The organism is Salinivibrio socompensis S35, assembly GCF_000513715.1.
Classification (GTDB): domain Bacteria; phylum Pseudomonadota; class Gammaproteobacteria; order Enterobacterales; family Vibrionaceae; genus Salinivibrio; species Salinivibrio socompensis.
This window is the reverse complement of the sequence record NZ_AQOD01000146.1, coordinates 1-14,989: the sequence shown is the minus strand read 5'-3', so window position 1 is coordinate 14,989 and position 14,989 is coordinate 1. Positions and strand designations below refer to the sequence as shown.

Sequence of the window (14,989 nt, the reverse complement as noted above, 5' to 3'; positions counted from 1 at the left end):
TAATGCCCAATGCGAGCGAATAGCACGGCTTGCCTCATCGGCAGTCAGTGATTTTGAGCTGATATAGTAGCGGTACTCCAGCGACATGGGACGCCCTTTTTCAACACGCAAAGACTCAACCATGACAAGGCTTTGCAGTGATGGCCTATATGATCACAGCCAGAGGTGATCGTCAAACCGATCCTTTTTGGTTAAAAACGTTCGCGATCTCAATTAGACGTACTGACTTACAAAGTTTAAGTAACCTTGTCGACCAAGTTGCTTTGTCCATTTAGGGATTGATTTTTCAATTACCTTTAAACACTCCAAAAGATCATTGTTACTTAGCTCTAAATTAAAAGACAAAATTTCATTGATAGCCGCATCTAACGCTGAGAAAACACGCAAATCTAAACCATCTAAACTCAGCTTCTGTGCAGGCTTACCTTTTACCTTTGATTTAAAAATATTCACCATAGATTCTACTGCTCTAGCGACTTGTGAGTCTAGCAAGTTTGGTTCTGCACGAAATACATCTACAATTGATGATTCCAATGCTTTTAACTCATTTTCAAATTTTTCTTGAACTTTCATAAATATGTTCTCTGTTCTTATCATTACCTTGAGCAGCTAACGCCCGCCATCACCGATGTCAAAACCGGCGCGAAGCAGAGGTTTTGGCATCCGGTGCATGGCATGGTTATGTTTCGGTTTCCGGTAATTCGAGTTGTCTCTCGCTACGCCAGGCTCGTATGATCACAACCTCTTTGGCCTGCCTGAGGTAGACAACCCGAAATGGCGCGTGAATCAACTCATGAATATGCTTCAGATTGAATTCAGGAACAACTCGGCCAACATCAGGGTGCATTTGAAGCATTCCATAATGCTCCAGGATAGCAGCCACGTACTCATCACCGATATGTGGCACATCCTGCTCTCTGTAGTACTCCTGAATAGCCTGCAAGTCCTCCAGGGCTGACTCCGCGATGCGTAATTCCATCTACTTAATACCCAGCGTTGCCTTGGCGTCCTCCAGCGATACAGTATTGCCCTCACGAAAATCTATAAGCCCCTGCGCCACCGCCTTTACAAACCGCAATTCCTCTGCGGTTTTCTCATAATCTTCGAGCCCCTGAACAACAGCTATGCCGCGGCCACGACTAGTAAGCAGGAGTGGACGATGCGTATCCTGCGCTCGACCAATCACCTTTCCTGGATTGATCTTCAGGTCTGATAGAGGAATGACATCCTCGGAAAATTTCACTTGCATAATGATTACCTGACCAACGATTTGGCACTATTAATAGCACCAGTTAACAGGTGCGGTCAAAAAATATAATGCCGCCAATACGCGCGGCTTTGTAGTGAAGGCGAAGCCGCAACGAAAAAGCTGTCGCTGTGCTTGGCCTTGTTATGGGGTGCATTTTGGTGCATCATTTGTTCATTGTCATTTAAACGTGTTAGGTGATGCAATGGAAACAGTACAACTTGAAAGTATCACTAGTGCCGCTATGACCTTGTCTGAGAAAGAGCGTGCTAAACTTGCACATGATTTGGTTGCCAGTTTAGATGGTCCAGCTGATATTAGTGTTGCAGAGGCCTGGGACGTTGAAATTTGCCGCAGAATCAATGAAATTGAATCAGGAAAAACTGAACTTCTTGATGTTGATGAAGCCATTTCACGCGCCAGAGCTCGGATTAGAGGCTGATTTTGAAGGTAAAGGTTAGCACGGAAGCTAGCGTAGAATTGACCGAGGCCGCTGCTTGGTACGAACTGGAGGTACCCGGTCTGGGAGAGCAGCTCATTACCAGTTTTGAGCAGGCGACAGCAAAGCTCAGTAAACCAAACCCACCGCTCGTACCGGTCATTGGCGAAGCAGCTAAGCTTGGAGCAAAAAGATTGATTCTTCAAAGATTTCCTTTCTCCTTGGTGACCATAGCAAGTAGTCAAACAATTACGGTCGTCGCTTTCGCCCATCATTCTAGAAAACCCGGCTACTGGCACGAGCGACTTACCCCATAACATTGTATTAGTACGCATGCTCGTTTTGCCAAAACCGTTATACGCGTCTTTTTCATCTAACTACTTATAATTAAACACATTTTTAACGCTCGAAGCAATCACTTTGCCTGCGAAAGTGTGCATGCCGCGTATCTCTGCTCGCGCGTTCACACTATCCCCAAGCGTTAAGCTGTAAACATCCATTCACCACGCTACCGCCGATCAGTTGTCGGCACCTAACACGCCATTTGATTGGCTACTGTCCGGATTAGTGTATCAAGCGCTGTTTTGCTTTTCGTGTGCTATTGTCCAAAGTGTTAGATAAGCCATGTTTTGTGAAATGGGTGCAAAAAAAAGCGGCCTGGGTGGCCGCTTGGGTCTCGACGTGGTTTGCCTTACCGCGCAAAGCGGGTGGCGTGGAAGGCGAGGTGTTCATCAATAAAGGTATTGATAAAAAAGTAGCTGTGGTCGTAGCCGGATTGCATGCGCAAGGTGAGCGGGGAGTTGTGTTTCTCTGCCGCTTGTTTCAAGGCTTGCGGGTTAAGCTGCTCGGCCAAAAAGCCGTCTTTGTCGCCTTGGTCCACCAGCATCGGCATGGCGGTCGGGCCTTGGGCGAGTAATACGGTGGCGTCGTAGGCTTGCCATGTTTGTTCGTCATCGCCTAAATAGGCGCTAAAAGCCTGTTTGCCCCACGGGCACTCGGTGGGATGACAAATTGGGCTGAACGCAGAAACGCTGCTGTAGCGTGATGGGTTACGCAAACCAATCACTAACGCGCCGTGGCCGCCCATGCTGTGGCCGGCAATCGCGCGCTGGTTGTTGACCGCAAAGTGCGATTCAATCAGCTCCGGCAGCTCGTGAGCGACATAGTCGTACATCTGGTAGTGCGACTGCCACGGTGCTTGGGTGGCATTAACATAAAACCCGGCGCCTTGGCCGAGATCGTATTGATCGGCATCCGCCACATCTTCGCCGCGCGGACTGGTGTCCGGCGCAACAATCGCCATACCTAAGGTGGCGACTTGTTTCAATGCCCCCGCCTTTTGCATAAAGTTTTCATCGGTGCAGGTCAGGCCCGAGAGCCAATACAGTACGGGCACTGGCTGGGTGTTGGCTTTCTCAGGAAGAAAGATCGCAAAGGTCATTTTGCCATTGGTGGCGCTAGAGTCATGCTGCCAACGTTGGTGCCAACCGCCTGCGACTTTGTTTTCGCTTATTTTTTCAAGTTGCATGGTTATTTTACCGCCGCGTTGCCACGGCGGCCGTCCTGTTATTGGTCCATGTGGATCACGCTGCGAATGCTCTTGCCTTCGTGCATCAGGTCAAAGGCGCGGTTCACTTCATCAAGGCCCATGGTGTAGCTGATAAATTCTTGCAAGCCAAACTCACCATCGAGGTAACGTTCAACAATGCCAGGTAGCTCTGAGCGGCCTTTTACGCCACCAAACGCCGAGCCTTTCCATACGCGCCCTGTCACCAACTGGAACGGACGGGTCGAAATCTCTTGGCCTGCGCCAGCAACACCAATGATCACCGACTCGCCCCAGCCTTTGTGGCAGCATTCCAGCGCTTGGCGCATCACATCCACATTGCCGATGCATTCAAACGAGTAATCAACCCCGCCGTCAGTCATCTCGACAATCACCTGCTGGATCGGCTGATCGTAGTCTTTCGGGTTAATCACATCGGTGGCACCCAGCTGCTTGGCAAGGGTGAACTTGCTTTCATTGATATCAATGCCAATGATGCGGCTCGCGCCAGCCATACGGGCGCCGATAATGGCCGATAAGCCAATGCCACCTAGGCCGAAAATAGCAACGGTATCGCCTTTTTCCACTTTGGCGGTGTTCATGACTGCGCCCATGCCGGTAGTCACGCCACAGCCAAGCAAGCAAACTTCTTCTAGCGGCGCGGCTTTGCTCACTTTGGCCAGTGAGATTTCTGGCAATACCGTGTATTCCGAGAAGGTTGAGCAGCCCATGTAGTGGAAAATGGTCTCGCCGTTGATAGAAAAGCGCGAGGTACCATCGGGCATCAGGCCTTTGCCTTGGGTTTCACGCACTGCGCCACACAGGTTGGTTTTGCCAGACAGACAGAATTTACACTCGCCACATTCCGCGGTGTAAAGCGGGATCACATGATCGCCCACGTCAACACTGGTGACGCCCTCACCGACCATTTCCACAATACCACCGCCTTCATGACCGAGAATTGAAGGGAACACGCCTTCTGGATCATCACCTGATAAGGTAAAGGCATCGGTATGACACACACCGGTGGCGACAATTCTGACCAAGACTTCACCTGGTTAGGTAATTGAACATCGACCTCTTCCATTTTGAGAGGTTCACCTGGCCCCCAGGCGACCGCGGCTTTTGATTTGATATGGGTTTGTCCCGGCTTGATGGTTAGTGCCATTGGAGGTTCCTTTCTGTTCTTGTTAATTGCATGCCTGACTATGCTAACTAAGTTAGTTTTAGTTATAATCCAGCAAAATTGAAAATCATTATTTCACTGATGTAACAATGTATGTCAATGAATATAGACAGGATAGACGGTAATGGCACCCCATTGGGAAGGATTAAACGAATTTTTATCCGTGGCCGAACATGGCAGCTTTACCCGAGCGGCGAACAAATTGGACACCACGGTGGTATCAGTCAGTCGCCGTGTCGCCACGCTCGAAGCATACTTGGGGGTAAAGCTGTTTCATCGCACCACGCGCAAGGTCTCGCTAACCGACGAAGGTGAGCTGTATTATCAGCGCTGCCGTCCCCTGTTAGCGGCTTTGGTCGATGCCGAGCAAACCATTACCCAATCACAAGCGCTCCCTTCGGGACTGATCCGCGTGACCGCGCCTGTGAATTTTGGTGAGCAATACATTGCCCCTTTGCTCGCGCCCTTTTTAACCGCCTATCCGCAAGTGTCGGTGGATTTGCACCTGACCAACCGACGAGTGGATCTGACAGAAACTGGCACCGATGTGGCGATTCGTATTGGTCATTTGCCGGATTCTACCTCAAGCAAACAGCTGGGATCGCGCCAATTAACCATTTGTGCCAGCCCAGACTACTTAGCGACTCATGGTCATCCCGATTCACCCAATGCTCTCAACCGCCATGTCTGCTTGGTGGGATCGAATGAACATTGGCATTATCAAAGCGGTGGTAAAATACGCACATTAACCGTTTCCGGTCAGTTACGTTGTAACTCGGGCGTGGCTTTGCTCGATGCCGCTAAACATGGTTTGGGCTTAACACAGCTTCCGCATTATTATGTGCAAGCTGCATTGGCGAACGGTGAGCTGGTTGAAGTGTTAACCGACTATCGAGTTGACGATGAGGGGATTTGGGCGCTTTACCCCAGTGGACGTCAGTTACAGCCCAAAGTCGCTGCATGGTTGGGGTTTCTGGCCGAGCACCTGCCCGCCCACCAGCTACGCACTCGTGCCCCGGCAACCGCGCCTTAACCCTTTCTCCCAAGCAAAAAAATCGCCAGCACACGGCTGGCGATTCATATCACTGTTTCTATGCCACGTTTAATGGCGTGATGCGCGTAATGGGGTATCGGCGCGTTTGATCGCTGATACTTTAAAGGCACCAACATGGTGATCCAAGGTTTTTGCTAAGCCCGCCAAATCTTGGCTGCTGGCTTCTAAGCTATGGCCGTCTTCTAAGCCCGCTTGGGCAGCTTGGTTGACGTTATCCATATTGACATTAATTTCGTTGGCCACGCTCGATTGTTCTTCGGTCGCGGTCGCAACATGGGTGTTCATGTCCAAGATGGTGCTCACTTGCGTGGCAATACTTTCTAAAGCGGTTAACGCTTGCTCAGTGGCACGGTTGCCCTCGGTGGTCAACGCTTTACTGGTATCCATCGCATCTACTGCGTTTTTCGCTTCTTGTTGCAGCTGATCAATCGTGGATTGAATTTCTTCCGTCGATTGGGAGGTTTTGGTTGCCAAGCTACGCACTTCATCGGCTACCACCGCAAAGCCACGACCGGCCTCACCGGCACGGGCTGCCTCAATCGCAGCATTAAGGGCAAGCAAGTTAGTTTGCTCAGAAATACCGCGGATCACATCCAGAATCGAGACAATCGACTGAGTGCGATCGGCCAGTGAGGTGATCACCGTCGACATGTTATCCATCTCGGTGTCGAGTTGGTTAATCGTCGCTGTTGCTTCGGTCAAGGTTTGCTTGCCGGCTTCGGTTTCGCTGTTGGCTGATGAAGCTGAGTCCGCGGCACTAGACGCGCTTTGCGAGATTTCATTGATGGTAGCAATCATTTCGTTCATCGAGGTCACCACCAGCAAAGCTTGCTCGCTTTGTGATTCACCGCGTTTCAATGAATGCGCCGCTTTATCGCGCAGAGACTCTGCCGAACGACCGAGCTCTTCGCCAGTTTCTACTACGTTGGCGATGATTTGGTCGATTTTCGCCACAAACGTGTTAAACGCCTCTGAGATACGGGTAATTTCGTTATTCCCAGTCACTGGCAAGCGCACGGTTAAATCGCCATCGCCTTTAGAGATATCCGCCAGCGCATGCTCTAGACCTTTCAGTGGCGCGAATAACCGGCCTAATAACCATACTAAGACCAAGGTACAACCGATAAAAATCAACCCAATCGCGATGAGCTGGGCAATCGCAATGCCATTGGCAGCCGCATCGACTTCGGTGATCGGGATCCCGACATCAAACGCACCCCACAAGCGACCATCGACGTAAACCGGCATCATGATGTCGTACACCCATACATCTTGCACATCCGCAAACCAGCGCGAATGCTGCGGTTGGCCTTGGCCAGCACCGGCAACGGTGTAATTATCGTTATAGACCTTATCAATTTTCTGTCTATCACTATGAGCAATGGCTTTGATGTTTTTATCAATCATCACCGCATAGGTAATGTCGTCGCGACCTTTGAGATCGGACACCATGTCTTGCAAATCGGCGGTGGGCGTGGAAGAGTTTTCTAAAATATATTCAGCACGATCGGCCAGTAACTCAGCCTGCGCCTGCGATCGTTTGAGAATAATATTGTCAATCTCGTCATGGGAGATAAAGGTGGTGGCGGTGATACTGGCAATGGCCGCAACCGCAAACATGGCGCATACCACGATCAGGATGAGTTTTTTCACTACGCTGACTTCCTATCTATGCATTACAACTGACACGGAGCATAGCGACAGGCCGGAGGAGAAACAAGCGATACCTCGCAAAAGACAAATTAGGATGGGAGTTTTACCACAAAAATAACCACTTTTATTTGACTCACGAGAAGGATAGTTAATTGTTCATCGCTTACGCGGCACCAAACCGGGTGGCAGGGAAATAGTTAAGCAGTTTATGCACCATAAAACACAACATCAGTGTTAACACGATAGCAACTAAGTTGCTGCTTACTCGATACAGGGCATCATACATAAAGTCTTGGGTGGGACTTAGATATTGCCCGAATAAGATGCCCAACGTTGCCATGGCACCAAATCCTACGCCTGATCCCCCAGCCTCTTTTAGGTGCGCTTTAGCAAATAACATGGTGCCAATCCACAGCAGCGGGATCACCAAGATCAGTACATTAAACCAATCATACAAAACGATCTGGCAGCCAATCCCATACACCACGCCTAACACCGTGCCGATCGCACGCTTACGGGCATAGCTAAGCGAGCCATTCCAATGCATCGGGAACAGCAACAACACGGTGGTGGCCTGTGCCGAGATAGAATCGCGCAAGTCAAACAACTGAAAGATAAAAAACGAGATCGTGGCCAAGGTGGCACCCATCAGTGCTTCGTGGCGCATCCGGTGCGACTGTTTTCCCCCTGCTGGTGCGGCAGGTGGCTGGCGAGGCGTGGCATCCGGTATTAACCAGGTAACCAAGTAAGCCACCGCAACCGACAAGATATTGGCCCCCAGATTACTAAAGATCAGGGTGTTAATCGGTAAATCGGGATAACTGGCAAAATGCAGCATGATGCTCAGGCTTAACACGCTATTGGCACCAAAGAGAAAGAAGCGCCCTTTCGACATACAGGCAAATTTGTAGGTGAACAATAAGAATACCAAAGGCGTCATCAAGCCCGGGTGCGCGCCAAATAATCCGCCCAACAATCCGACTTCTATTCCACTGATCACCGCTGAGGCCAAAAGCTGACGAGCCGCACGTCCATTGATCACAGGCACGAGGCCGAGGAGCAACATAGGGGTGACGGTAAAAAACACCCCAAAACTGCAGTCGAAAAACTTACAAATCGCAAACCCCAAGGTCGCGCCGGTGGCAATGCGCGCGCATTGGCGCACATCATTATCGCTTAGCGGGTGGTGCCATAAATTCATTGCACGCACCTTTAGTAGATGTAATGAAGCATACTAAGAAAACCGATTTGAGCCTTGGCCATCAAACCGCTTACCGCGCTCTCAGGCACTAGCTGTACCGTGGCACGTGCGCCGGTGGGCAGTGCATGAGGCGGCCATTGGTCAAGAGCAATATGCAGACGCATTCGCTGAGCATCACGCACCCAACGGTTGGAATTGGTGGGTGAGGCTAACTGACCATTAGCATCGATTTGCCCCGCACTGACACCAGCATCAATACTGGTAACATGGCCGGCATATAACGCGCCGGGTTCACTATCAAACGCCACGCGTACGGCATACCCTGCCTCAATATCTCGCACACTTTTTTCGCGAAATCGGCAATCACTTGCGCACGTTCAGACACCAGTGCCATGATCGGCTGCCCGGCACTGGCATAGGCGCCAACATCAAGCTGCAGGTTAGTGACCACCCCATCATGACTGGCGGTAACATCGGTGTAAGAGGCATTCAGTTGCGCTTTTTTAAGCTTTGAGAGCGCGACTTGCTCAGCAATATTGGCTGCACCATCACCACCACGCTGAATTTGTAGCGCGCTGACACGGGCTTTTGCCGCTTCCCATTTGGCGCGTGCCGTATTCGCGGCGCTGATCGCATCATCACGTTGCTGCTGCGAGACACCGTTTTTGGCAAATAAGGCTTTTAATCGTTTCGCCTCACGCGCTTTTTGTGCCAACACCGATGCTAACGCCGAGACATCTTGGCGCGCGGCCATCAGTGACGCATCCAGCTGGGCATTGGTTTGCCGTGCTTGCGCGAGGGCGAGCTTCGCCTGATCAACCGCAATGCGATACGGCGCGCTTTCAATCCGAAATAGCACATCGCCTTTATGAACGTCTTGATTATTGCCGACCGCGAGCGCGCTCACAGGGCCGCTTACTTGTGGGGCCACTTTGGTGACGGTACGCGTCACCATCGAGTGAGGCGTGAGTGGCATGGTGTTATCTGCAATTAAAAAATAACCAAAAAGGGTTAGAAAACTGAGCGCCGCTAGTTTTACCCAGCGAGAAAATTTTTCATCCGGTGTCATTGGTGCTTATTACCTTTACTAATCTGCATCGTGATTGATCAGCGTCGCGCTGAAAGCGTCGCACTGACAAATATCTATCGTCTTACTCTTCATTCATCCGAAGAAGATGCTGAATAATTGAGCGCGTTTTGATTGATGGTGACTAAAACCCTTTCCAGCGCGTCAAAATCTTCTGCCGCAATGCCAGAGAGCAAATGTTTACGCACCCGCAGCACTCGCGCTTCAATACGCGTCATCAAGTCACATCCGCTGTCGGTGACGTGTACCGTTCGGGTGCGCTTGTCTTCCGGCAAACAGCGCCGTGTGATCAGCCCTTGTTCTTCAAGATGTTTAAGCGTGCGCATCAAAGAACCAAGCTCAATTTCAAGCGCCTGTGCCAGCTCACTTTGGCTAATGCCATCCCCCAATCGGCGTAGCATCCACAGCGCACTCCAGCGTGGATAGCTCAGCCCCAGAGGTTCAAGCTCGGAATCAGCGACGCGGCGCCATAATCGGGCCGTACGCCCCAAATGCTCAGCAATCGACATGTGTTCGGGATGTGGCGATGTCATCGAGTGTTCTCCCTGTATTGCACGAACTACTTAGCCTGCTAAGTAATATGAGACAGGTAATATAGAATAGTTAGCAGGCTAAGTAAATATAAAAGTGATGTGTGTCACATAGTAATGGCAGATCGGTTTTGTGAAACGCGCTCGCTGCAAGATCGCAACTCTGATAATCTAGCTCGGGTCATCTTTCTGTTTGTAAAGGAATTACCATGCAAGATCTCTGGGATCGTCATATTCGGTATCGCAGCTATCAGATTGATGTGCCACTGGATCACCATGACGCCAATAGCACATCGATCTCAGTTTTTGCTCGTGAAGTGGTGGATACGCGCCATAACGACGCCGATTTGCCGTGGTTGGTGTATTTTCAAGGCGGGCCTGGAATGGAGTCTCCCCGCCCGAACGGCGCGAGCGGTTGGCTAAAACGCGCACTAAAAAACTATCGCGTGTTGTTATTCGATCAGCGTGGGACGGGCTTAAGTTCGCCGGTGAATCACCAAACCCTCGCCCATCTCACCGCCACCGAACAAGCAGACTATCTGAGCCATTTTCGTGCTGATAGCATCGTGAAAGATGCCGAGTGTCTGCGTCAGGCGTTAGGCATTAAGCAATGGGCGATCCTCGGTCAAAGCTTTGGTGGGTTCTGTGCCCTGACCTATTTGTCATTCTTTCCGCAATCCCTGTCGCGCGCGTTTGTTACCGGCGGCATTCCACCCATTGAGGGACATGCCGATGCGGTATATCAAAAAACCTATCAGCGGGTGGAAGATAAGAACCAGCAGTTTTTCGCCCAATTTCCGGATGCGCAAGCCCGGTGCCACGAGATTGCCCAATATCTGCAAAACAACGAAGTGACTTTGCCAAATGGGCAGCCGTTTACCGTGGAGCAGTTCCAAACCATTGGCCTTAATCTCGGCCGCGGTCATGCGGGGCTGCCGCTTTATTACTTACTAGAACGTGCATTTATTGAGGTGAATGGCGAGCGTGTGCTGAGCTATCCATTCCTTGATGCCATGCAGGCTGATCAAGGGTATTTAACCAACCCTGTCTACGCTATCTTGCATGAATCGATTTACTGCCAGCAGCAAGCCTCGCAGTGGTCGGCACATCGCGTGCGCCATCAGTTCCCGCAGTTCCACTATCAGCCCGACCAGCCCTTTCGCTTTACTGGCGAAATGGTCTATCCTTGGATGCTTGATCAACTCGCCACGCTGAAACCACTCAAAGACGCCGCGATGTTGCTGGCGGAAAAAACTGATTGGCCTGCGCTGTATGATCTCGAGGTACTAAAATGCAACACGGTGCCGCTTGCCTGTGCCACCTATGTGGATGACATGTTTGTCGAGTTCGATTATTCCCGTCAAACCTTGGCAAACATTGCCAACAGTCAGGCTTGGATGACCAACGAGTACGAGCACAACGGCATCGGCGTTGATGGCGAACGTATTTTAGATCGCTTGATGGAAATCGGCGATAATCTTGCCGCTATGCCAGCTTAATGATGTTCCGCTGGGGTAATTCTGTCATAACGGCATTGCCGCAGCGGACTTTTTTACCCCATCAAACTGTGATCTAATTCAAATCAATTATTGGCGCTGATAAAGGTGATACGCTGGCTGACAATACGTAGCACATCAGTGAAACGTATAAAAACGTTCGCTTACGACCGTCTAGCCAGTGTACCGCTCACTCGATCGTTTTTATCTTGGTCAAGCTAAATAGTTAGACATCGGTCAAGCGCTTGCATGTTATGGTAATTGACGTAGTATAAATACGTTCTCTCAAGGTACAGGACGTTCCCACTACGGTGTCAGCGGTAAAATAGGTGCCACTGTATACCGCGACTTTCCTTTTCAAACTTTGCGTTCACACAAATGAAATTTGTAAGTAAATCAGGCAAAAAAAGAGCCATCTTTTACAAATCCAGTGTTTTCTTTGATAAATTATGGTCACGCGATAAAACCCCCGTTTCTATCCTTTTACTCGCGGTTATCATCGGCTTTCTAGGCGGCGTCGTTGTCACCCTTTTCGAGCTCGCGATCCATACCCTTTCTCAGTCAAGAACTGACTGGCTAGACAGCAACATTAGCTCAATGATTCCATTGGGATTACTCGCTTTTATTATCAGTGCCGGCCTGGCCTTAATTGGCTACTGGCTTGTTCATCGATTTGCTCCCGAGGCCGCAGGCTCAGGGATCCCTGAGGTGGAAGGCGCGATGGAAGGTATTCGTCCTACGCGGTGGTGGCGGGTAATCCCAGTGAAATTTTTTGGCGGTTTGGGGGCTCTGGGCTCAGGCATGATTCTGGGCCGCGAAGGGCCAAGCGTGCAAATCGGTGCCAATATTGGCCGCATGGTCACCGATACGTTCCGCATCAAAGACAGAAACAGTAACCAAACACTGCTTGCATCCGGCGCTGCCGCCGGTCTTGCTGCGGCGTTTAATGCCCCGCTCGCGGCGATCATGTTCGTGGTTGAGGAAATGCGACCTCAGTTTCGTTACACCTTGATCTCGATAAAAGCGGTGATCATTGCTGCGATTATGGCCGATATCGTCTTTCGTTATATTAATGGCCAAGAGGCGGTAATTGTGCTACCTCAGTACGAGACACCACCGCTTATCTCGCTGTGGTTCTTTCTGCTGCTAGGCTGTTGTTTTGGGATATTTGGCGTCCTGTTTAATTTTATGATTATGCGTTTTCAGGATTTCTTCCAGCGCTTTTATCAGAAGAGCCAAAAACGAATTTGGTTAGTCGGCGCGACCTTGGGCGGTTTCTTTGGTCTACTACTCATTTATGCCCCAGAATTGACCCATGGTGGTATCAACCTAGTTCCCGACTTCGTCACCTTAAACTATTCGGTCAGTGCGCTGTTATTTATCTTCTTGGCTCGAACATTGCTCACCGTGATTTGTTTTAGTTCGGGTGCACCTGGGGGCATTTTTGCCCCGATGTTAGCGCTCGGTACCTTGCTAGGCACGGTATATGGGGTCGTCGTTGCCAATATATACCCAGAAATGGGCATGGAGCCAGGTATGTTTGCCATTGCGGGTATGGGCGCCTTGTTTGCCTCCACGGTACGCGCCCCCATTACCGGGATTTTGTTGGTGATTGAAATGACCAATAACTATTATCTGATTTTGCCGCTGATTATCACCACCCTCGGCGCAACCTTGGTCGCGCAGCTACTTGGCGGACAACCGATTTATACCGAGCTATTGCGTCGTAAAGTGCGCGAGCAAAAGCTGCGGATAGAGAAATCAGCAGAATCATAATCCATGCTTTTCAAAGATGGCGGCGAACTCACCGCTGTCTTTCATTTCTCTCAGTGCAGCATCCAATGGCTCAACTAATGTCTGATGCCGCTTATGAACAACGAGGTAGACGGGGATAGATTCGACCGGTTTATCTCCCATACGAACAGCAGTGAGTTGCTCATTCTTAAGCACACTTTTAATACCAACGTAACCTACCATCGCTTGTACACGATTACTGTTGACCATCTTTAATGCGGCGCGCTCTGTTCTAACTCTCACGATTTCCCATTGATATTTTTCCGCGATCTCCTCTACAATTTTATCGCCAATCACACCTACAATACGTTGATAATTCGTTGGATCTAACACATGCGTATACCCAAATAGATAATAATCCACCGATAACAATGGCTCTGTAGGATAATAAGCTTGAGAAGTACTTTGATAAGCCAAACGTGTACGTCCAAAGTCAGCATCGATAATGCCTTTTTCTAGCGCATCCTCAGCACGGGAAAATGGCATTTCTATCCATGATAGATCGATGTTTGGATCAACGGAGTAAAAAGCACGCTCTAGTATCGCTTTGGTTGCTGATGACATCGCATCGGTATGATCTCGGTACGCAATCGTAAACGTATTCCCCAGCGCACTCAAAGGTAACCAGCAAACTACCAGTACCCACCATTTCGCCACATTTTTATCCTCATTTTTTCTTCGTCATTTTAGATTAGAAGAGGGCTCTATCCGCGTCTATATTTTTCATTGTTAAGCGACGGCATCACATATGTTGCCCTTTATGCCCTCATGGATAATGGCACCGTTTGGCGCGACTTGTGTGATCTTGTTTGCAGCGCCTCAGTCACCGCTAGCGCAACCGAGAAATGTGATTGTGGGTCACTTACTAACCGCCGGTGTTGGGCTTGCCATGCTTTATGGCGTGGGAAATGAGAGTTGGATGATCGCACTAGCAGTCGGCCTTGCGATTATGCTGATGCAAGTATGTCGCGCAGTTCGCCCCCCTGCAGGGGCGAGTCGTACGAGGCTTAGGAACCGGTCATCGACTCGCTACCCCCGGCAGTTGTCTCTGGTTATTGTTGATGTCCTTTGACGATATTTGCGACATTGATAGCGCGCTGAGGTAACTCGCGTCCAGCAAGAGACGATAGATATAAGGTTTCGCTGACCGGTGCGGGCAAGTGATGCACTTTGATAGAATCTTGCTGAGCAAAGGCGGCGACGGCATTGGCAGGTAACACGGTGAAGCCTAACCCACGCGAAACAGGTAGCAGAATGAGTCCAATTTGATTGGAAAAACCAGACTGCTTGATAGGGCGCAATTGGGCCGCTTGATATTGCTCGAAGTTCGCTCCGAGTAATAGCTCGGCGTGATGTCTGGCATCTGGATGGTCAATAAACCCGAGCTGGCAGAGTGTTTTCCAGTTGGGCGTTTCAATATTACGCGGTGTCACTAGCAACAAAGATTCTTCGCCGATGGGTTCAGACTGAATATCGGGATCAACCGGGCAGTCGGTCGTCAAGCCGATATCAATAGTGTTATTCAAGATCGCATTTTGAATGTCGCTATTTGGCGCGAATCGATAGTTAATGGGTAAGCGGTTAATAAACCGGTGAGCGCCTACTCGACATCACTGAGTTCCATACACCATGGCATCAGATCTGACATATCGTCCGATGGCGAGCGCTTAGGTAATTCAGCGAACAGGTGCCGGAAGTAATAATAGGGATTGATGTCATTGGCACGGCATGTCATCACCAAGCTATACAGATTGGCA

The 14,989-nt window shown here is 50.0% G+C and carries 14 protein-coding genes and 3 pseudogenes; 5 read left to right on the top strand and 12 right to left on the bottom strand.

Going from position 1 to position 14,989, the window contains the following annotated elements:
* Positions 1–213: 213 nt before the first annotated feature.
* From DZ54_RS0114825 to DZ54_RS0114815, 3 genes are all read right to left on the bottom strand, one after another.
* The gene (locus DZ54_RS0114825) at positions 214–573 is read right to left on the bottom strand and encodes a hypothetical protein (RefSeq protein WP_025674924.1); all 360 of its coding nucleotides are present in this window, start codon (positions 571–573) and stop codon (positions 214–216) included.
* A 106-nt stretch (positions 574–679) separates the two neighbouring features.
* Positions 680–979, bottom strand: a complete 300-nt coding sequence (locus DZ54_RS0114820) for a type II toxin-antitoxin system RelE/ParE family toxin (protein ID WP_025674922.1) — start codon at positions 977–979, stop codon at positions 680–682.
* On the bottom strand, positions 980–1,249 hold the full coding sequence (locus DZ54_RS0114815) for a type II toxin-antitoxin system Phd/YefM family antitoxin (RefSeq protein ID WP_025674921.1): 270 nt from the start codon (positions 1,247–1,249) through the stop codon (positions 980–982). It abuts the gene before it with no gap.
* 202 nt (positions 1,250–1,451) lie between these two features.
* Between DZ54_RS0114815 and DZ54_RS0114810 the strand changes: the two genes are divergently transcribed.
* Complete coding sequence (locus DZ54_RS0114810) at positions 1,452–1,688, top strand: addiction module protein (RefSeq protein WP_025674920.1); 237 nt, start codon at positions 1,452–1,454, stop codon at positions 1,686–1,688.
* A gap of 688 nt (positions 1,689–2,376) precedes the next feature.
* Here the strand turns inward: DZ54_RS0114810 and fghA are convergent.
* Positions 2,377–3,213 (bottom strand): S-formylglutathione hydrolase, encoded by an 837-nt coding sequence (fghA, locus tag DZ54_RS0114800; protein WP_025674917.1) that lies wholly within the window; start codon positions 3,211–3,213, stop codon positions 2,377–2,379.
* Positions 3,214–3,251: 38 nt separating this feature from the next.
* Positions 3,252–4,399, bottom strand: a pseudogene (locus DZ54_RS22195) (S-(hydroxymethyl)glutathione dehydrogenase/class III alcohol dehydrogenase).
* A 142-nt stretch (positions 4,400–4,541) separates the two neighbouring features.
* On the opposite strand from DZ54_RS22195, the gene DZ54_RS0114790 reads away from it, so the two are divergent.
* On the top strand, positions 4,542–5,450 hold the full coding sequence (locus DZ54_RS0114790; RefSeq protein ID WP_025674916.1) for a LysR family transcriptional regulator: 909 nt from the start codon (positions 4,542–4,544) through the stop codon (positions 5,448–5,450).
* 69 nt (positions 5,451–5,519) lie between these two features.
* Here DZ54_RS0114790 and DZ54_RS0114785 read toward each other — a convergent pair whose 3' ends face one another.
* From DZ54_RS0114785 to DZ54_RS0114770, 4 genes and pseudogenes are all read right to left on the bottom strand, one after another.
* Positions 5,520–7,124, bottom strand: a complete 1,605-nt coding sequence (locus DZ54_RS0114785) for a methyl-accepting chemotaxis protein (protein WP_025674915.1) — start codon at positions 7,122–7,124, stop codon at positions 5,520–5,522.
* Between the two features lie 163 nt (positions 7,125–7,287).
* Positions 7,288–8,325: a DUF2955 domain-containing protein gene (locus tag DZ54_RS0114780; protein WP_025674914.1), complete on the bottom strand. Its 1,038-nt coding sequence runs from the start codon at positions 8,323–8,325 to the stop codon at positions 7,288–7,290.
* Positions 8,326–8,336: 11 nt separating this feature from the next.
* Positions 8,337–9,394, bottom strand: a pseudogene (locus DZ54_RS22190) (HlyD family secretion protein).
* Positions 9,395–9,483: 89 nt separating this feature from the next.
* Complete coding sequence (locus tag DZ54_RS0114770) at positions 9,484–9,945, bottom strand: MarR family winged helix-turn-helix transcriptional regulator (RefSeq protein ID WP_025674913.1); 462 nt, start codon at positions 9,943–9,945, stop codon at positions 9,484–9,486.
* A gap of 206 nt (positions 9,946–10,151) precedes the next feature.
* On the opposite strand from DZ54_RS0114770, the gene DZ54_RS0114765 reads away from it, so the two are divergent.
* Together DZ54_RS0114765 and clcA are read left to right on the top strand one after the other, a co-directional pair.
* Positions 10,152–11,441, top strand: a complete 1,290-nt coding sequence (locus tag DZ54_RS0114765) for an alpha/beta fold hydrolase (RefSeq protein WP_025674912.1) — start codon at positions 10,152–10,154, stop codon at positions 11,439–11,441.
* A 375-nt stretch (positions 11,442–11,816) separates the two neighbouring features.
* Positions 11,817–13,214: a H(+)/Cl(-) exchange transporter ClcA gene (clcA, locus tag DZ54_RS0114760; RefSeq protein WP_025674911.1), complete on the top strand. Its 1,398-nt coding sequence runs from the start codon at positions 11,817–11,819 to the stop codon at positions 13,212–13,214.
* Here the strand turns inward: clcA and DZ54_RS0114755 are convergent.
* Complete coding sequence (locus DZ54_RS0114755; protein ID WP_025674909.1) at positions 13,209–13,889, bottom strand: substrate-binding periplasmic protein; 681 nt, start codon at positions 13,887–13,889, stop codon at positions 13,209–13,211. The genes clcA and DZ54_RS0114755 overlap by 6 nt on opposite strands.
* Before the next feature lie 112 nt (positions 13,890–14,001).
* Between DZ54_RS0114755 and DZ54_RS24350 the strand changes: the two are divergent.
* Positions 14,002–14,229, top strand: a pseudogene (locus tag DZ54_RS24350) (HPP family protein); the annotation flags it as partial.
* A 55-nt stretch (positions 14,230–14,284) separates the two neighbouring features.
* Here the strand turns inward: DZ54_RS24350 and DZ54_RS0114750 are convergent.
* Together DZ54_RS0114750 and DZ54_RS24345 are read right to left on the bottom strand one after the other, a co-directional pair.
* Positions 14,285–14,803, bottom strand: a complete 519-nt coding sequence (locus DZ54_RS0114750; RefSeq protein WP_276202060.1) for a substrate-binding domain-containing protein — start codon at positions 14,801–14,803, stop codon at positions 14,285–14,287.
* A 29-nt stretch (positions 14,804–14,832) separates the two neighbouring features.
* Positions 14,833–14,989: transposase domain-containing protein (locus DZ54_RS24345; protein ID WP_164831608.1), on the bottom strand; the 157-nt coding region annotated here is incomplete at its 5' end.